The 17,529-nt window shown below is 34.5% G+C and carries 20 protein-coding genes and 1 other annotated feature; of the genes, 18 read left to right on the top strand and 2 right to left on the bottom strand.

The genetic code is table 11. The features are described from left to right. The first annotated feature begins 1 nt into the window (after position 1). From FP432_RS00650 to FP432_RS00695, 10 genes are all read left to right on the top strand, one after another. Entirely contained in the window at positions 2-664 is a 663-nt protein-coding gene (locus FP432_RS00650) for a DUF4176 domain-containing protein (protein WP_265488893.1), read from the top strand. Then, positions 654-2,288 (top strand): T7SS effector LXG polymorphic toxin, encoded by a 1,635-nt coding sequence (locus tag FP432_RS00655; protein ID WP_265488894.1) that lies wholly within the window; start codon positions 654-656, stop codon positions 2,286-2,288. Before FP432_RS00650 ends, FP432_RS00655 begins: the two co-directional genes overlap by 11 nt. An 11-nt stretch (positions 2,289-2,299) precedes the next feature. Further along, on the top strand, positions 2,300-2,983 hold the full coding sequence (locus FP432_RS00660; protein WP_265488895.1) for a hypothetical protein: 684 nt from the start codon (positions 2,300-2,302) through the stop codon (positions 2,981-2,983). A gap of 1 nt (position 2,984) precedes the next feature. Beyond that, a complete protein-coding gene (locus tag FP432_RS00665) occupies positions 2,985-3,428 on the top strand; it encodes a hypothetical protein (protein ID WP_265488896.1) in 444 nt (147 codons plus the stop codon). An 8-nt stretch (positions 3,429-3,436) separates the two neighbouring features. Then, positions 3,437-3,901 (top strand): DUF5085 family protein, encoded by a 465-nt coding sequence (locus tag FP432_RS00670; protein WP_265488897.1) that lies wholly within the window; start codon positions 3,437-3,439, stop codon positions 3,899-3,901. Between the two features lie 2 nt (positions 3,902-3,903). Next, positions 3,904-4,158, top strand: coding sequence for a hypothetical protein (locus FP432_RS00675; protein ID WP_265488899.1), 255 nt, complete (start codon positions 3,904-3,906; stop codon positions 4,156-4,158). A gap of 62 nt (positions 4,159-4,220) precedes the next feature. After that, complete coding sequence (locus FP432_RS00680) at positions 4,221-4,826, top strand: hypothetical protein (RefSeq protein ID WP_265488900.1); 606 nt, start codon at positions 4,221-4,223, stop codon at positions 4,824-4,826. Beyond that, positions 4,823-5,905: a hypothetical protein gene (locus tag FP432_RS00685; protein ID WP_265488901.1), complete on the top strand. Its 1,083-nt coding sequence runs from the start codon at positions 4,823-4,825 to the stop codon at positions 5,903-5,905. Before FP432_RS00680 ends, FP432_RS00685 begins: the two co-directional genes overlap by 4 nt. 241 nt (positions 5,906-6,146) lie before the next feature. Continuing rightward, a complete protein-coding gene (locus FP432_RS00690) occupies positions 6,147-6,344 on the top strand; it encodes a hypothetical protein (protein ID WP_265488902.1) in 198 nt (65 codons plus the stop codon). Then, positions 6,344-6,889 (top strand): hypothetical protein, encoded by a 546-nt coding sequence (locus tag FP432_RS00695; protein ID WP_265488903.1) that lies wholly within the window; start codon positions 6,344-6,346, stop codon positions 6,887-6,889. Before FP432_RS00690 ends, FP432_RS00695 begins: the two co-directional genes overlap by 1 nt. A 64-nt stretch (positions 6,890-6,953) precedes the next feature. On the opposite strand, the gene yidC is transcribed toward FP432_RS00695, so the two are convergent. Together yidC and FP432_RS00705 are read right to left on the bottom strand one after the other, a co-directional pair. Beyond that, entirely contained in the window at positions 6,954-7,943 is a 990-nt protein-coding gene (gene yidC / locus FP432_RS00700) for a membrane protein insertase YidC (protein ID WP_265488904.1), read from the bottom strand. Positions 7,944-8,005: 62 nt separating this feature from the next. Continuing rightward, positions 8,006-8,281: an acylphosphatase gene (locus tag FP432_RS00705; RefSeq protein WP_265488905.1), complete on the bottom strand. Its 276-nt coding sequence runs from the start codon at positions 8,279-8,281 to the stop codon at positions 8,006-8,008. A gap of 100 nt (positions 8,282-8,381) precedes the next feature. Between FP432_RS00705 and FP432_RS00710 the strand changes: the two genes are divergently transcribed. The 8 genes from FP432_RS00710 to FP432_RS00745 all read left to right on the top strand — a co-directional run bounded on the left by FP432_RS00710 (position 8,382) and on the right by FP432_RS00745 (position 17,504). Further along, complete coding sequence (locus FP432_RS00710) at positions 8,382-9,143, top strand: TrmH family RNA methyltransferase (protein WP_265488906.1); 762 nt, start codon at positions 8,382-8,384, stop codon at positions 9,141-9,143. 18 nt (positions 9,144-9,161) lie between these two features. Beyond that, positions 9,162-9,311, top strand: a complete 150-nt coding sequence (locus FP432_RS00715; protein WP_265488908.1) for a hypothetical protein — start codon at positions 9,162-9,164, stop codon at positions 9,309-9,311. Positions 9,312-9,434: 123 nt separating this feature from the next. Beyond that, positions 9,435-9,785 carry a winged helix-turn-helix transcriptional regulator gene (locus tag FP432_RS00720; RefSeq protein WP_265488909.1) on the top strand — a complete coding sequence of 117 codons (351 nt, stop codon included), beginning with the start codon at positions 9,435-9,437 and terminating at the stop codon, positions 9,783-9,785. Positions 9,786-9,834: 49 nt separating this feature from the next. Beyond that, positions 9,835-10,046 (top strand) — a binding site (T-box leader). Between the two features lie 36 nt (positions 10,047-10,082). Next, entirely contained in the window at positions 10,083-11,132 is a 1,050-nt protein-coding gene (gene pheS, locus FP432_RS00725) for a phenylalanine--tRNA ligase subunit alpha (RefSeq protein ID WP_265488910.1), read from the top strand. Then, the gene (pheT, locus tag FP432_RS00730) at positions 11,132-13,546 is read left to right on the top strand and encodes a phenylalanine--tRNA ligase subunit beta (RefSeq protein ID WP_265488912.1); all 2,415 of its coding nucleotides are present in this window, start codon (positions 11,132-11,134) and stop codon (positions 13,544-13,546) included. Before pheS ends, pheT begins: the two co-directional genes overlap by 1 nt. 45 nt (positions 13,547-13,591) lie before the next feature. Further along, on the top strand, positions 13,592-14,692 hold the full coding sequence (gene mltG / locus FP432_RS00735; RefSeq protein ID WP_265488913.1) for an endolytic transglycosylase MltG: 1,101 nt from the start codon (positions 13,592-13,594) through the stop codon (positions 14,690-14,692). Between the two features lie 71 nt (positions 14,693-14,763). Beyond that, positions 14,764-15,243, top strand: a complete 480-nt coding sequence (gene greA, locus FP432_RS00740) for a transcription elongation factor GreA (protein ID WP_265488914.1) — start codon at positions 14,764-14,766, stop codon at positions 15,241-15,243. 221 nt (positions 15,244-15,464) lie between these two features. Beyond that, positions 15,465-17,504, top strand: coding sequence for a peptidoglycan D,D-transpeptidase FtsI family protein (locus tag FP432_RS00745; RefSeq protein ID WP_416202886.1), 2,040 nt, complete (start codon positions 15,465-15,467; stop codon positions 17,502-17,504). The last annotated feature ends 25 nt before the right edge of the window (positions 17,505-17,529 follow it).

Consider the following 17,529-nt stretch of genomic DNA (forward strand, 5'->3'; position numbering starts at 1 on the left):
CGTGAAAAATCAACAAGAATTATGGTATGAATTAAATCCCGAGATTACTCCTGAGAGTTTAATAAATAAAGTTTGTTTAAGTATTTCTAGTGATATTAAACAACTTGATTTAATAGTTGAGGGATTGTTACAAAATAAAGAAAGTTTTAATTATCAACCTTTATTTGGAGCTGATATTCTTGTGTCTTATGATTGGAAAAAATTATCAGTAGTTGTTAAAAGTTTAAACCAGATAGAAGAACTTTCATTATTTCAATGGATTAATTATCTTGCTAAGATTGATACTATTTTTTCACCTATATTACCCAATGGATCTGTTATTGAAATTGATGGTGAAAAAATAAGTAAAGAGGTCAAAGAAATCTTTGAAACGGATGAACCAGGACTAGGATTTTACTTACAAGTTATTTCAAGAAGAGCTACGGTTGAAAATAGTAATGCATATGCGGATTATTTAACTACAATTTGGCCTATAGGAATCCAACCATTGTTTCAGCCTATACCAATCAGTAATTATGTAATTAAAAGTGTTATTAATGAAGGATACAAAAATACGTTTGAAGAAAAATATACTAACGCTTTAAGATTAGAATCAATAATTAATCAGCGTCATTCAATTCTGTTTGACAATTTATTGGAGGCGACAAAAGAAAATGAAAGTTGATGTAAGCGAAGTTATAAATATTAAAAATCAACTTAATAATCTGAAGAATACAATATTAGGGCAATTTGAGGACGCGGATACTAATGCTCATCAAATTGTGAATTCGGATTGGTTAAGTGGACAAACTAAACAGGCAATAAATGCTGAATTCAATAATTATAAAATTCCAATGCTTACAAACCTTGAAGACAGTTTAATAGAATTAACCGAGAGCTTTGATGAGACAATTAGCAAGTTTAAATCTATAGTTCATGAAAATAATGAAAGTGCAGTTATTGATACTAGTGCCGTAACTTCATTAAAAGATACGCTTAAATCAAATGGTGAGGATCTAGATGAATTACATGATTCTGCAAAGAGTATTTACCAGAGTGTTGATGATATTATTAAAATTTCAAATCCAAGTGTAAGTAAAATTAAAAATCAATTTTCAAAGGCAAAGACTGTGCTGACACATACCAATGATTGGATGGATACTTTTAATTCCATAAGCGATCCTTATAAGAAAATAGGTGAAAAATTAGATAATCAAAAGGTTGTAATAGGAAAATTAGCTTCTGCATTATCAGGTGGTTATGCTCATATTGGTAAAGGTTCTTATGTATTCAGTACAAAGTATCTACAAGATACAGAAAAGTTTGACGAAAAGGTTAAAAAACAACTTATAAAGAAAACGCCCGCTTTAGATATTATTGATGGTAAAAATATAAAAGCTTCGGAATTAAATGATTTAGTTAATTTAATTGGTGAAGTGAAGAATAATGGAAATAAAATTTTTAAAGCTGGAAAGACATTAAAAAAAAGGTTTGCCGATCTTTTTGTTATAGCGGCTTTGACTAAAGATGAGAAGGGAAGAATTGGTTTTAGAATAGTTGGGGACATGGTAAAAGCTTATGAGATGAAAACCAAAAAAAATGTTCCCAAGGGTATTATCAAATTACTAGAACATATGGATCAAAAATATATTGTTGATCGATTAACGAAAAATTTACCTAAATCTTCAGTCTCTAAAAGAGGATTGCGAGTTCTAGTTAATATTAGAGGGGAATTTGTTAAAAACGGTGAAACGTTAGCAAAGAAACATTTACATGTAATTGATAGCCGTCAATTGTATAAACCTAAATCAACTCGTCTAAAATCTTATAAAAAATCTGCTCTCAAGGCAGCTAAGGATGAAGTAGATTTTAAAGGGATGTGGAAAGATTTTAAAGATGCTAAAGGTTTGAAGAAAATTTTACCAGGTTTAAATATTGGAGCCAAAGTACTTACTGTAAGTGGTAGTGTAAGTAGCTCTAATAAATTGGCAGATGAATCAAAACTAAAGGGAAATTGGAAAGGAGCGAGTGTAGCAGGAGGAGTAGCAATAGATTTGGGGACGGCAGCTGCAGAAGCTGGAACTGCAGATTTAATTACTAGTGGACTTGTTACACTTGCCGGTACAGGATTAGCAGCAGCGGGAGTAACAGTTTCTGCTCCTGTTTGGGTCACAGCCGGAGCTGTAGCTGCTACTGGAATCGGAGTTGCATATATTACTAGCAAGATATCTGATAAACTCGATTTGGGAACCAAAGTAAAGAAAACATGGAATAATGTACTTAGCTGGGGAATGAAGCATTTTAAATAGGAGAATAAAACTTGAAAACTAAACAACTTTTTAGAAAACAATTGTATAATGCTACAAAAAAATTAAATTTAACAAAAGGAAGTAATGAAACTTGTTTATGTATTACTGCTTTCATAGTTGTTTGCCTATTGTTTGGTGATTTTCCCATAGATCTTTTAACACATAGCTGGAAACTAATTTTAACTATTTTCTATAGTATAACTTTATTTTTATTAATAATTTCCCATTTCTTTTGGAAACGCTATAGTGAAAGTAAAATTGCAGGTCTTTTTGAAACCATAGCTGTTTATGGGGATACACCAATAGTTATTTATGTCGGTGGCTGGGCATTAGGAGTATCTACAAAAGTAATTGTTTTTGTAACCCTTTTAGCTCTTTTTTATTACTTTATTACTTTATTTGTAGCTTTTCAGTATGAAAAAAAGGGCGATAAAGAAAGACCTATTGCGAAATGGTTAGTATTGGGACCCATGGTTATTTTAATCTTTAGCATAGCATTAGGAGTAGTTACACAAAAAGAAATCTTTATGAATATAGGCTTAGCTATGTTGGGGTTTATAGCAACATTTAGAGTAGTACCATATTTTTTTATTATGAACTTTCCTTATAAATTAAAGTTACGAGAAGAGTTTGGTCCTAAAGATATTGAAACAAGTAGTATTTTTATAAATAAAAAGAAAAGTGAGGAGAAATAGAATGGATTTAATTTCAGTACATGTTGAAGATATGATGACAATTGAAAAACGTTTGAAGGGAGAACAATTTGCCGATTTAGTTGAAGATATTAGCCAACTCACTTTTGGAGAAGGGGTATATCAAATAGGCCCTACCATAATTTCTATTCCAACAGAACATTTTTTTGATGAAGAGATTGATTTTAAAGCCTATGTACCAGTTAGTCAAGAAGTCGAAGTTGAAGGCAGTGAATTTAGTTGGCAAAATGTTCTAGATATTCCTAAGGCTATTTCTTCAGAAATGAAATTTAATGATCAAGTTAGTGAAGAATTTAGAAAGCTACGTGAATATCTTGATGATAATAGTAAGCCTGTACCGGAAAGAATATTCTTAATTATGACTCCAGTATATACAGATTACTGGGTAAATATTGTGGTGCCTTTAGAAGATGTAGTGGAAGAATAGGAAAAATTATGGTTGGATACGAGCAAGCAATAACTGAAAAAAATGTAATTGAGTATAAGTGTATTGCAGATATGGATATGATGAATGAGGCATTCCAAGATTTTGCAAAAACAATTAAGGAAGCGGGATACACACCGGTAAAAAGTATTTTTTATGCTAATGGTGGAGAGATCGATCAAACAGAAAATATTCCTTTACAAATATTTGTTCCCGTAGCAGAAGATTTTCACGGAAAATTACCGGAAAACTTCATTTACCGTTCATATTTTCAAATTCGACATTTACTTTCAGTCCGAGTAAAAGGAATGACAAATTTAGATTTTGCACGCGGATTGGAAAAGCTTGGGCAAGCTGTCTTAGAGACAGGGGATTTAGAAGATCCTAATACACCTACTTTTTTTGTTTTTCATGAATTAAATGGCGAAATTTATACAGATATTAGTGTAGGTTTGCAACGGAGATGGGAGGATTAACAATGAAGACTGGGGTAGTACCTGACCGATGGGAACAAACAGTGTTGATTGCACAGCAAAGTGTAGATAGTATCTCAAAAGTAGATAAGATGCAATTTAGTAAGACCGATCTTAAACCGTTTACTGATATTAATAAGGTAATAGGCAGCTTTAATTTAGCCGTTAGTGCTTTAAAGCAGCAAACAGATGGGGAAACAGATAATCTTTTGTGTGTTGGATATAATAAACAAATTGATGATGTTAATTATGGTAAGTAATTTTTGTAGGGATTTAATTACAGCAGTTATTAAATGGAAGAATTAAAGGATATTATTAGAGCATGGAAATAATATTTAATACAATTGCGAATATGCATAACCCATATATATTTTTAATAATTTCAATAATTTGTAGTTTGACATTTGGAATTTATGGTTTGAATGCGAAGTACGAGGTATTACCTTTTATAACATTCAGTCTTTATATAATTGCTGTTACTATCTGTGTTTTGAGTGAAATGCTAATTTTTCCTAACCTCGCACCTATGGATAAGCATAGTGCTAGAACGGTTTGGAGCGGTCTTGGTTTTTGTTTAACTTTTCTTTTAAATGGATTAGTTTTGCTACTAATCCTTTTATGGCATATAAGGAAAAACTCTATTAAATATGTTACTAATAACAAAATTATTTTTAACAGATCATTTTTATTAGGAGCAATTACAACATTTTTCAATGTAGGGATAGCCGTGTTCGCACTTGTAGGAATGGGGCTAATGGAGGAGCTAGTATCATTCAAAGGCCCATTGGCATTATTATATTTAATTCCCTTAATTGTTAGTTTTATCCTGGCTCAAAAATCTCATAGTTGGATTATGTCACTTTTAAGATCTGTAGTAAGAAAGAACTTACCAAAAGACGTAAGACAAAAATTGGTAGGAGAACAATGAAAATAAAGAAATTATTTCAAGGAACTTTTGAACAGTCAAAACGTATAGCTAAAAGAAGAGAAACATTATTATTTAGTAATGACTATCGGCACATAAATAATAATTCAATTATCTCCCGTTTGTTTGTAGACCTATTATTAGGTGGATTTATGATAATGGTATGGGGCTTTATAAGTGCTGGTTTTATGTTACCTAAAGGCAAAATCCCAGAATTGAGGGTCCCAGTAAATGTGAGTTATGGCCTAGCAAGTTTTCTGCGTCCGGTTCTGATTATTCTGCTTATTTTTCTAGGTTTGATGCTTGTCCGCTGGTTATTACCAATTAAGAATATTGTTATGTCTACTACAATTGGGGGAATAATTATGATGCTACTCTTAGTAATTATCATGGTGGCTATGGCTCCAATGTTGGTGCAGTGGACCCTTGAAAGTGGTGGGATTTTTTACTTTGTTTTAAGCTGTATTTTAGTGATTGATTTTGAAATTTATCGCTTTAGCTTATGGGTCAAAAAGTCAATAAGCACAATGTATACTCAACCGCTTAAATTAAATACATTTGAAAGAATTAATCATAAAATTTTTACCCCAAAAGCACAACTAATTGCCAAGATTAGTAATAGTAAATTTCATCGCTTTATTAGTTCTATCTTGATCTTTTTTGATAGATTTAATAAAACCTTCTTTCGTGAAGAAACACACTTACAAGACTATGCCATTGCTACGAGATTTTCTCATTTAGTGACACAAATATTAATATTTCTCAGAGTATTAATTATTTCGCTAGTGATAGCTTTAATTGGTATTATTGTGGGGTTAAATAATTCAGTTATAAAGGATTTAAATTTACGTATTTTTGTCTGTTTTTTCTTTCCCTGGATGTATTTATTATTATTTGGCTGCTTGCGACTATGCCTTTCAACACGAATTAGTTGGTTTTACATTAAAAAGTTTTCTAAGCAGTATCGTCTTTACTATAAGATTCCTGATCGCGTTTGGTATTTAAGTGAAAGGCGTGCTGCCAAGCATCCCTCCGTTTACCGTCCAGAGGATGAAAAAGAAACAAGTTCAAGTGAAATATAAAGAAGAATTAATTTATTTATACTTTTTTATAGAAGATATTTGTCGTGTCATACTAATACAAATTCTTAAATAACCTATATCTTTATCTCTTTTGATAATGATATGGCTTTTTTTATTCCAAAATTACTTTGAAATATATACTTAATTATATAGATATATATGAGTAAAAATAATATAATTACTTACATTATTTATTTAAAGACAAAAATAGAAAATATATTTAAGGTGTAAGAGGAGAAAAATGAAGAAAAATAAGCGTATCGGAGATATTATTTGTTACATAACTTTTGCTCTAGGGATTGTTGGTATGTTCTTAATGCAAAATATCCGTGTCTTTATGGTTATTTTTTTAGTTGGATTAATTATTAGTTGTCCATTTTATCGTAAATATAATAAGGAAAGAAAGGCGCTTATTAAACAAAGAGCTGAGAAAGAATAATGTTAGGAATAGTTTTTGCTGTTATTAGTTTGGTGATTGTTATTCCGTATAATAAGATGTGGATGCGTCGCTTTTTAGAACAAAAGGCTACTGTGATTGAAGGCTTCTTGAATATGGTTGTAGTCTTTGCCCTAGCAGTTTGTACCGGAATTTTAACAATCTTGACTTTCAAAATTGGTGGTCAAGATGAAACTACCTTGAGCCTAGGATTAGCAGGAATATTTTCTGCCATCCCATTTTTGGTTAGTATGGTGCAATTTTATTTTGGTTTGCAGCAGGATATTTTTACCCATCCCCAAGATTTTATTTGGGATGGCCACATTGATCCTACACTATCTGATCTGAATGGGTCCTTTATGGCCTATTTAATCTTGGGTGTGCAAGACCTCAATTTTGGCATTATTCTTGTCATTGTAGCTCACTTTAAAAATGCAAGTTTGTTACTCTTAATTGAATTACTAGTGGTGTTAATTGCTGAGTTAATTTATATTAAAAGATATCCCCGCAAGTTTGAAAGACAGTTAAAAAATAAAACTACTAAATAAAATAAAAAAATACCTACTTAATTTGCCAGTAATCAGGCAGGATTAAGTAGGTATTTTAGTTTAATTATTTTTTGTCATTTTCACGTTTTTGCTTACCCGCATTACGTGAACGTAAATCCTTGTGAAGATTTTGATTAGAAAAAGTTGCTGAAACATCGTTGCCATTAGGGGTATTACCACCAACAATATCGGCAATTGTTTGTTTAGTAACTACTTCCTTAATTGGTTTGTTTTTTAATTCCTTATCAACTTCTTTTTTAACCTTTGGCATTAAGACAAAGGTAGTGATAATCTGTTGGATTACCATTACGACACCACCAGCGGCAAAGTAAAGCGCTAAGGCACCTGAATATGAAATGGCAAAGAAGAAAGTAATTAAAGGACTAATGAAGGCAGTGGTCTTCATGGTCTTTTTTTGTTCAGGTGACAAGCCAATCATTGAAAGGTAGGCTTGAATAACGTAAAGCAAGGTTGCGGCAATGGCTAGGGCGATTGAACGCTGACTCAAGGAAATACCGTAAAAGCTGGTGTGGGCTAATTTGTCAGAGTATGCTACAGCTTGGTAAATACCGGCCATAATTGGCAGCTGAATTAGGAGGGGAAGACAGCCCATGCCACCAATGAGGGAAAGGTTATTTTCGCGGTAAATCTGCATTTGCAACTGACTGATTTGCATCTTTTGATCTTGTGTTAAGTTAGGATCCTTGATGGCTTCTTGTACTAAATTAATTTGAGGTTGCAAACGTTTAGTTCGTTCTTGCTGCTTAGTCATCTTGTATGATTGGTTTAAGCGTAAGGGTAAGACAATAAATTGCACCACTAAGGTGATTAAAACAATTGCCCAACCGGCACCATTGGCACCACCGATTTTTGCTTCGACGAACAACATGATGTTTTGCAAGGGATGGCCGAATAAGTTGTAAATCCAGGCATATGGTCCAGAAGTTGGTGCTTGCAAAACGCCACTAGTAGTTTTGCTAGTACAAGCACTTAAAAAGACCATTAAGATCCCTAAGAGAGCAATTACTTTTAAATGTTTACTTTTAATTTTCATTAAATGAATACCTTTCTCTTTGTATTGAGTAAAGTTTACTAGTAATCTTAATTTCAAGCAACCTAGTGAATAATGTTAAAAGAATGAAATTGATCACTTGAAGGCAAATCTTCGACTTCCACGTGATCAACTCGGCCTGCTGGCGTAGGGCTAGTCTTAACTTTGCTCAGAAAATGGGCTAACTGGAGTGAATTACCTTGCGCAATAATTTCAACATCACCATTAGCTAAATTCTTAACCGTTCCTTTAACTTTGAGGTCTTTGGCAAGCAGCTGGGTAGCCCATCTAAAGCCAACTCCTTGAACTAAACCTGAAACAATAATTTTTTTAGTTTCCATTGTATTGCCGGCTTTCTTAAAACTAAGTTCTAGTAAAATTTTAACATGTTAATTTTTTAGTAGGTACATTAAAATAGAAGAAAGAGAAAGAAGAGTTAAAATGATCGAAATAAATTCTGTTAAAAATGCCAAAATTAAAGAAATAAAAAAATTACTGCAAAAAAAGTATCGTCATGAAGCAAATAAATATTTGATTGAAGGCTTTCATTTAGTGCAAGAAGCTTTACAAGGCCATCAGCAATATGATTATCTCTTGGCAACGGAAAAGGCATATGAGCGTTTATTAGAGCTTGCTAATCTTGATGATCGTAAGGTCATTATTATTAATGATGTCATCGCTGAGCATTTATCGGCTACCAAGAATAGCCAAGATGTGTTTATGGTGTTAAATATTAATCAACCGAAGTCATTTTCTTTTGAATATGGTAAATGGGTGGTTTTAGATAATTTAACTGATCCAGGGAATGTGGGAACTATTATTCGAACGGCTGATGCAGCTGGATTTGATGGTGTAGTTTTATCAAAAGAAAGTGTAGATCTTTATAATCCTAAAGTGCAGCGCAGTATGCAGGGAAGTCAATTCCATATTCAAGTAATTCAAATGCCAATTTTAGAAGCTTTGACTAACTTTAAGGCCCATGGATTACCTATTTATGCTAGTGTCTTAGATAAAACCGCTAAGCAATTAGCCAATTGTGCGCCGGTACCTCAATTAGCTTTAGTAATTGGAAATGAAGCTCACGGAGTAAGCCCAGAAGTAGTAGCTTTAGCAGATAAAAAAATCTATATTCCAATTAAAGGGCAAGCGGAATCATTAAATGCCGCAGTTGCAGCTGGAATTATGATTTATCATTTTAGCTAGCAAAAGTGGGACTTGTTTATGAGTAAAATTGATGAATACATTGCTAAAAGAAGTAAACAAAGCGCTAATTTTGCTAAAGCCTATAAAGAAGAAAATCAAAAATTACAACTTGCTGTTAAAGTTAGAAATATAAAAGAAAAGCTTGGTATAAAAGATTTGAAAAATTAGCTGTTAACTTTATTTAGAAATTCTGAGAATAAAAAGTGGGACTTGTTTTTAGTAAGTGGATTTCTTATAATTAAAGTATATTTTAGCTTAAGTAAGAACCAACGATTACTAGGAGGAAGCTTAATGACTGCAGAAACTAAAAATGAAAAAAATGGTTGTAAAGATCCCCAAGATTATGCACTTTGCGATCACTTTATTAGTGCCTTTGGCATTATTGGCAAGAAGTGGAATGGCCTAATTATTTCATCTTTATGTGATACAAATGCGATGCGTTTTAAAGATTTAGCACGCTGTATTGATAAATGTTCAGATCGTGTTTTGGTTGAACGTTTAAAAGAATTAGAACAACTTGATATTGTTCAACGTAATGTTGATAATAATTCAGGCATTATTTCTTATAGTTTGACTGAAAAGGGTGTTGAATTAAAACCTGTTTTTGATCAAGTACATGATTGGGCTGATAAGTGGGCCTAAATATAGTTTGCAAGATTCTCTAAAATGCATTAAGATACTAACATAAACATTAAATGCGATGATCAAGATTAGTAATGTTAATTTCTATTTTTAGCGAGAGTAGATTTGGTGGAACTACTTAATAGGAAGACATGAATTTCATCTTAGGAGCAGAATCTAATCAATTCCGGTATTTCTCCGTTAAACGAAAAGAGTGTGAACACGCACTTTTATTTAGTTTGTGTTTAAACTAGGGTGGTACCGCGAAGCTTCGTCCCTTTTGAGGGATGAAGCTTTTTTTGTTGGAAAGGAAAAAAGATGGATTTATTTGAGCGATTAAAGGAAATCAAAGAAAAAGGATTAACAAATATTCAAAATGCTGATAATCAAAAGGCATTAGAAGAAATTAGAGTCAAACTTTTGGGACGTAAGGGTGAATTAACCGAAATTTTACACTCAATGAAAGATGTTGCCCCTGAAAATAGACCTAAGGTGGGACAAGAAGTTAACCAATTACGTGACTTGTTCCAAAATTCCTTAGAAAATGCTAAAGAAAAGTTTGCTCAAGCTGTAATTGCTAAAAAGTTAGAAGCAGAAAAAATCGATGTAACGCTACCAGGTCGTAAGGCTCATTTGGGTTCAAAGCACCCCATTAATATTATTTTAGATGATCTTGAAAGTTACTTTATTGGCATGGGCTATCAAGTAGTACAAGGACCAGAAATGGAAACTGACCACTATGTCTTTGAAATGATGAACTTGCCTAAGGACCACCCTGCACGTGATATGCAAGCCACTTTCTATATTGATGATGAAAGATTATTAAGATCTCAAACTTCTGGTGATCAAGCTAGAGTTTTAGAAAAACATGATTTTTCAAAGGGGCCTTTAAAGATGGTGGGGCCAGGTAAGGTTTATCGTCGTGATGATGACGATGCTACTCACTCCCACCAATTCCAACAAATGGAAGGACTAGTAATTGATAAAAATATTACGATGTCTGACTTAAAGGGTACGTTAGAAATGATTGCCAAGCATATGTTTGGTCAAGATCGTGAAACTAGATTACGCCCATCATACTTCCCATTTACTGAACCATCTGTGGAAATGGATGTCTCATGTTTTAACTGTGATGGTAAGGGTTGTCCAATTTGTAAATATACTGGCTGGATTGAAGTTTTAGGTGCTGGTATGGTTCACCCTAATGTTTTAGAAAATGCTGGTGTTGATTCGTCAGTTTATGGTGGTTTTGCTTTTGGTGTGGGTTTGGATCGTTTAGCTATCTTGAAATACGGTATCGATGATATTCGTGATTTCTACACCAATGATGTTCGTTTCTTAAAACAATTCCGTAAGGAGGAAAAATAATGCTCGTTTCATATAATTGGTTAAAAGATTTTCTTGATCTAGATATTGATCCTAAGGACTTAGCTGAAAAAATTACCCGAACTGGGGTTGAAATTGAAACTGTTGCTCATCCTGCTGAAGGTTTAAAGAAATTAGTTGTCGGTCATATTCTAGAATGTGAAGATATTGAAGGAACTCACTTACATAAGTGTTTAGTAGATGTTGGTGAAGATGAACCAATTCAAATTGTTTGTGGTGCACCAAATGTTGCTCCTGACCAAGATGTAATTGTTGCCTTACATGGTGCCCGCATTGCTGGTAACGAAAAGATTAAGAAGGGTAAGATCCGCGGCGTTCAATCTAATGGGATGATTTGTGGTCTCCAAGAAATCGGTTTTGCCGATAAGATTGTACCTGCTAAATATGCTGATGGGATTTTTGTCTTTCCTAAAGATGCTGATGTTAAACCAGGTGAAGATGTTTATGAAGCACTTGGAATGGATGATTATATTTTAGATTTTGATATTACGCCTAACCGTGCTGATACACTTTCAATGGAAGGGGCAGCTTACGAAGTAGGGGCAATTGTTGACCAAAAGCCTAACATTGAAGATGTCGTCCTTAAAGAAGATGGCGACGACTGGACTGATTCTTTAGCTGTGACTGTGGATGGAGAATTAGCACCAAAATTTTATTTAAGAAAAGTTAATAATATTAAAATTGGTGAAAGTCCACTTTGGCTGCAACGTCGTCTTTGGAATGCGGGAATTCGTCCAATCAACAATGTAGTTGATGTAACTAATTATGTCATGCTTTTAACTGGTCAACCAATGCATGCCTATGATGCTAAGAGTTTTGCTAACGGTAAACTTGAAGTAAGAAAAGCTAAGCAAGGTGAAAAATTAACGCTTTTAAATGATAAAGAAGTTGAACTTGATCCAAACGATATTGTAATTACCGATGGTGAAAAGCCAGTAATGATGGCTGGTGTAATGGGTGGTAAAACTTCAGAAGTTGAAGACGATACTACCGACGTTATTTTGGAATCCGCTATTTTTGACCCAACTTTGGTCAGAAAAGCAGCCTTACGCCATGCTAACCGTACTGAAGCTTCTAGTCGTTATGAAAAAGGCGTTAACTGGGATAATACGCAAAAAGCCCTTGATATGGCAGCGTTACTTTTAAGAAATGATGCTGAAGGTACGATTGCTAATGGTGAAATTAAAGCAGCAGATGCGCAAAGAAAACCAGCAGTAGTTAAGACCACTATTTCTTATATTAATAAAGTTTTGGGCACTGACCTTGCTGCAAGTGAAATTAAAAAGATTTTTGATCGTCTAAACTTTGAAACAGAAATTAACGGTGATGAATTAGTTGTTACTGTGCCAAATCGCCGTTGGGATATTGCCATTCCTGCTGACTTAGTAGAAGAAGTGGGTCGTATTTATGGTTACGATAACTTAGAATCTACCCAACCTTTACTAGCTGAAACTCATGGTGGTTATTCTGAAAAAGAAACCAAGATTAGACGTTTCAAGCAAATTGCTGAAGGACAGGGTTTAATGGAGGCAATTTCTTATTCATTGACTTCACCTGAAAAGGCAGCTAAGTTTACCCTTGATCCTGCACCAGTAGTTGAAGTAGAAATGCCACTTAACTCAAGTAGAAGTGCCATGCGTGAAAACTTGATTACTGGTTTGGTAGATGCAGCTAGCTATAATATGGCCCGCAAAGAAAAGCAATTAGCCTTTTATGAACAAGGCCGTACTTACGACCATGCTAATGATGAATATAATGAACATGAACACCTAGCTGCTTTAATGAGCGGGGATGTCTTTGATCAAAACTGGCAACACAAGAATGAAAAGATCGACTTCTTCTTTGTTAAAGGACAACTAGAAGATATGTTTGTTGCCGTGGGCATTGATCCAGAGCAAGTTATTTATAAACCAGTTGCAGTTGCAGGGCTTCATCCAACGCGCACAGCTGCCATGTATCTAAATGACCAATACATTGGTTTAATTGGAATGGTTGACCACGAAACCACAATGAAGGACAAGGCATTACGTGGTAGTGAATTATATGTTTATGAATTAGATCTTGATGCTCTGATTCCAATGCTTAAAGATGGCATGAGAGCTAAGCCAGCACCAAAATTCCCAGGAATTGAACGTGACCTTTCATTATTACTTGATAAACAAATTACTAACCAAGAAGTAGTAGATGTTATTAAAGCTGCTGGTGGTAAATACTTACATGAAGTTAAAGTGATTGATGTTTATGAAGGTAGTCATATCGAAGCTGGTAAGAAGTCAATTTCTTACAGCCTTACTTTCTTAAATGAAAAAGATACTTTAACTGATGAAGTTGTTAATAAAGCCATGGATAATATCGAAACTGATCTGAAGGAAAAATTAAAGATTATTGTACGATAATTTTGGTAAACTGTTCCTAGAGTTTTTTTCTGGAGGAAAGTTAATTTGCAAGATCAAGATAAACAAAGAGAACATGATTTGCAACGCGAAGGTTCAAACAAGGTAATGCGTTGGGTGGCAAGTGCCGTTGGAATCATTCTTGCCTTATTAGTAATTGGTGGAGGGATTTATACAGTTTATGCCCTCCAGCCTGCTAACCGGCATGATGAAAATGTAGTCAGTGTACATATTCCTGAAGGAGCAACGAATGATGAAATTGCTGGTATCTTAAAAAAGGATGGCTTAATTCGTAATATATCTATTTTTAAGATGTGGCTCAAAACTCATTCAGTTGCTGGCTTTCAAGCAGGAGACTTCTATGTTTCTCCTTCAATGAACAATCGTCAAATTGTGAGTCAACTTCAAGGTGGCGGTGGCCGTCCTGTTGTGGGGCATGTTTTGGTTAAAGAAGGGCAAACCATTGACGAAATTGGTAATACAATTGCCAAAAATACTAAGTACTCGAAGAAGGACTTCTTGGCTTTGATGAAGAATGAGAAGTTCTTAAAGAGTTTAGAGAAGCGTTACCCACAATTACTATCTTCTTCAATGAAGAAAAATAATGTCCGCTATCATTTGGAAGGTTACTTATTCCCAGCTAAATATGATGTTTACCAGGGGGCAAGTCTAGATGAACTTGTAACTCAGATGGTTGAAAAAGAAAACGAAGTCTTAACACCATACTATAGCGCAATTAAGAAGAAGCACTTGACTGTCCAAGAAGTCTTGACTTTGGCTTCCTTAGTTGAACGTGAAGGGGTTAAGGATACTGACCGTCGTAAGATTGCTGGTGTCTTCTTTAACCGTTTGGATGCTGGTATGCCATTGCAATCAGATATTTCTGTAATGTATGCTTTGAACAAGCACAAGCACTCACTGTCACTTAAGGATGTTAAGGTCAAATCACCATATAACTTGTACGTCCACAAGGGTTATGGGCCAGGACCATTTAACAATCCAAGTTTGAACTCAATTAGTGCAGTCTTGAACCCACTTGATCGAGATGAAGATTACTTGTACTTCGTAGCCAACCTTAAGACCGGAGAAGTTAAGTTCTCCCACACTTTGGATGAGCATGAAGCAAATAATGCAAGTTTCGGACAGTAAGAGTTGACAATTAGGGTAAATAACCATACTATTTGTTTTGCAACAAGAAAAAAGTGAGGAGTTAAATCGCGATGGCACAAAAAGTATATCCGATGACCGAAGAAGGTAAGGAAAAGCTTGAAAAAGAATTAAGAGATTTAAAATTAGTTAAGCGTCCAGAAGTTATTGAAAGAATTAAGGTTGCTCGTTCTTATGGTGACCTTTCTGAAAACTCTGAATACGATGCTGCTAAGGATGAACAAAGTGCAGTTGAACAAAGAATTGCTCAAATTGAACAAATGCTTAAGTATGCACAAGTTGTTAATGCGGACAGTGTTGATCCTAACGAAGTTTCAATTGGTAAAACTGTGACCTACACCGAAGTAGGTACTGATGATCCAGAAACTTATACTATTGTTGGTTCTGATGAATCAGATCCATTGAGTGGTAAGATTTCTAATGATTCACCAATTGCCAAGGCTTTAATTGGTAAGAAGAAGGGTGAAACTGTTACAATTAACACCCCAGGTGGTAGTTTTGATGTAACAATTGATGATGTTACTAGTAAGTAACTATCACGCTTAAAAGACCAGGAATTTACTTCCTGGTCTTTTTTCTTGCTTGCGGTCTGAGAAAGAATTAAATATTATTAAATTATCCTAGTGAAAATAGTAATCTAAGCTAATTTTTGCTAAAATCAAAGCTAGTTGAGAGAGGTTGCAAATTGAATTTTAATATTTTTAAACGAAAACATAAAAACCAAAAAAATAGTGGACCTTCAACTGCTTTGAGAATGAATATTATCCTAGGTATCATTCTAGTGTTGTTCTTGCTTTTGATTGGTCAATTAATTTACTTACAAATTATTTATGGTGGACGCTTTAATACCGAAGTTCAAAAAACAGATTCAAAGGTTGTTACTACCAATGTTCCCCGTGGGGTAATGTACGATTCTACTGGTAAAATCTTAGTTGGTAATAAGGCCAATAACGCCATTACTTATACTAAGAGCAGCACCGTTACAACGGCTCAAATTTATTCAATTTCTAATAAATTGAGCCGTTATATCAGTATTACTAATGAAAAGCCAACAAAACGCCAGCTTTATGATTATTATTTAGCTAATGAGGCTAATAATAAACGCGTTGAAGCCAAGCTTCCAAGATCAGCCAAGTATGCCAGCAATGGTGATCAATTAGAATCAAGTGTAGTTTACGAGAACACTTTAAAAGAGCTTGAAAAAGAAAATCCTAAATTTACTAAAAGACAGAAGACTGCAGCCTTAATTTTTAACAAGATTTCAGGAGCTTATACCTTATCTACAATTTATATCAAGAATAATCATTTAACTGATAAGGAATTAGCAACTGTGGGTGAGCACCTATCTGATCTTCCTGGTGTCGGTATTGGTACTGATTGGGCCCGTGATTACCCTAATGGAAAATCGATTCAAAGTATTATTGGTTCGGTATCATCAGAAAAATCTGGTTTACCAAGTGATAATTTACAGTATTATTTGAGCCAAGGTTACTCAAGAAATGACCGTGTCGGAACTTCTTATTTGGAAGAAGAATATGAACCTTTATTAAAGGGAACCAAGGGTCAATCAGAAGTTACTTCCAAAGATAATGGTCAAATTGAACAAACTAAAACTGTCTATAAGGGTGAAAGTGGCTCTAGTTTAGTTTTGACGATTAATGCCAAGTATCAACAAGAGGTGCAAAAGGCTCTAACACAAGTTTATCAGTCAGCTGAAGCAGCAGGGGCTACCCAATATTCAAGTGGAGCTTATGCCGTAGCAATGAATCCGAAGACAGGGGCAGTTTTAGCGATGGCAGGAATTAGTCATAATCCTAAAACTGGTAAGGATACTGAAAATGCCTTAGGCGTAATTAACCAGTCCTTTGTAATGGGGTCAGCAGTTAAAGGGGCAACCGTGTCAGGTGGTTTAATTAATCATATCATTACCCCAACTAATAACACCTTGCCTGATACTCCGATTTACTTACCAGGTTCACCAGTCAAAAAGTCTGTTTATCCAGTTGGGACTTTCGGAGCTTTAGATGCTCCAAGTGCTTTGGAAGTTTCATCTAACATTTATATGATGCAATTGGCGCTTAGATGGGTAAAGGCTAAGTATGTACCGCATTCATATATCTCAATGCCAGATACAGCCTTCCAAACGCTCAGAAATAATTTTTCAATGTTCGGTTTAGGTCAAAAGACTGGGATTGATTTACCGGGTGAAGTAGCCGGAATTAAGGGTGCATCCTTTAACTCAAAGGGTAACTTGTTAACTGGTTCTGTACTTGACTTGGCCTATGGTAACTATGATGCTTATACGCCAATTCAAATGGTGCAATATGTGTCAACCATAGCTAATGGTGGTTACCGGATGCAGCCTTACGTGGTGCAATCAGTGGGTAAAACCAGTTCGGATGGTCAAAAAGTATCAGTTGTTTACAATAAGAAACCGCAAGTCCAAATGCGAATTCCATGGACTAAGGATGAATTAGATGTGGTTCGTGATGGTTTTGATCGTGTTGTTCACGGTAGTAACTCATGGGGAACAGCGCATGCATTGAATAGCGTTAAACCAAGAATTGCCGGAAAAACTGGTACTGCTGAAACTTTCTACTATGATCCTGACCATCCTGGTAATCCAAATGCGCCAGAAATAATCAATGCAACGTTTGTAGGTTATGCGCCTGAATCTGACCCTAAAATTGCCATTGCGGTTGTTTTCCCAGGATTAGATCCTAATAAGGAAGGTACTTTTACCCTCCAAGTTGCTAAAGCAATGGTTGAAGATTATTCTGAATTATACAAATAGAAAAAGACTGGAAATTATACTTAAA

Source organism: Lactobacillus sp. PV034 (assembly GCF_014522305.1).
GTDB lineage: Bacteria > Bacillota > Bacilli > Lactobacillales > Lactobacillaceae > Lactobacillus.

Coding starts and splice junctions, on each gene's coding strand:
- yidC (WP_265488904.1), bottom strand. CDS start 7,943: ATGAAAATTAAAAGTAAACATTTAAAAGTAATTGCTCTCTTAGGGATC.
- pheT (WP_265488912.1), top strand. CDS start 11,132: ATGCTCGTTTCATATAATTGGTTAAAAGATTTTCTTGATCTAGATATT.
- pheS (WP_265488910.1), top strand. CDS start 10,083: ATGGATTTATTTGAGCGATTAAAGGAAATCAAAGAAAAAGGATTAACA.
- FP432_RS00670 (WP_265488897.1), top strand. CDS start 3,437: ATGGTTGGATACGAGCAAGCAATAACTGAAAAAAATGTAATTGAGTAT.
- FP432_RS00665 (WP_265488896.1), top strand. CDS start 2,985: ATGGATTTAATTTCAGTACATGTTGAAGATATGATGACAATTGAAAAA.
- FP432_RS00715 (WP_265488908.1), top strand. CDS start 9,162: ATGAGTAAAATTGATGAATACATTGCTAAAAGAAGTAAACAAAGCGCT.
- FP432_RS00720 (WP_265488909.1), top strand. CDS start 9,435: ATGACTGCAGAAACTAAAAATGAAAAAAATGGTTGTAAAGATCCCCAA.
- FP432_RS00710 (WP_265488906.1), top strand. CDS start 8,382: ATGATCGAAATAAATTCTGTTAAAAATGCCAAAATTAAAGAAATAAAA.
- FP432_RS00745 (WP_416202886.1), top strand. CDS start 15,465: ATGAATATTATCCTAGGTATCATTCTAGTGTTGTTCTTGCTTTTGATT.
- greA (WP_265488914.1), top strand. CDS start 14,764: ATGGCACAAAAAGTATATCCGATGACCGAAGAAGGTAAGGAAAAGCTT.
- FP432_RS00705 (WP_265488905.1), bottom strand. CDS start 8,281: ATGGAAACTAAAAAAATTATTGTTTCAGGTTTAGTTCAAGGAGTTGGC.
- FP432_RS00680 (WP_265488900.1), top strand. CDS start 4,221: ATGGAAATAATATTTAATACAATTGCGAATATGCATAACCCATATATA.
- FP432_RS00675 (WP_265488899.1), top strand. CDS start 3,904: ATGAAGACTGGGGTAGTACCTGACCGATGGGAACAAACAGTGTTGATT.
- FP432_RS00685 (WP_265488901.1), top strand. CDS start 4,823: ATGAAAATAAAGAAATTATTTCAAGGAACTTTTGAACAGTCAAAACGT.
- FP432_RS00655 (WP_265488894.1), top strand. CDS start 654: ATGAAAGTTGATGTAAGCGAAGTTATAAATATTAAAAATCAACTTAAT.
- FP432_RS00695 (WP_265488903.1), top strand. CDS start 6,344: ATGTTAGGAATAGTTTTTGCTGTTATTAGTTTGGTGATTGTTATTCCG.
- FP432_RS00690 (WP_265488902.1), top strand. CDS start 6,147: ATGAAGAAAAATAAGCGTATCGGAGATATTATTTGTTACATAACTTTT.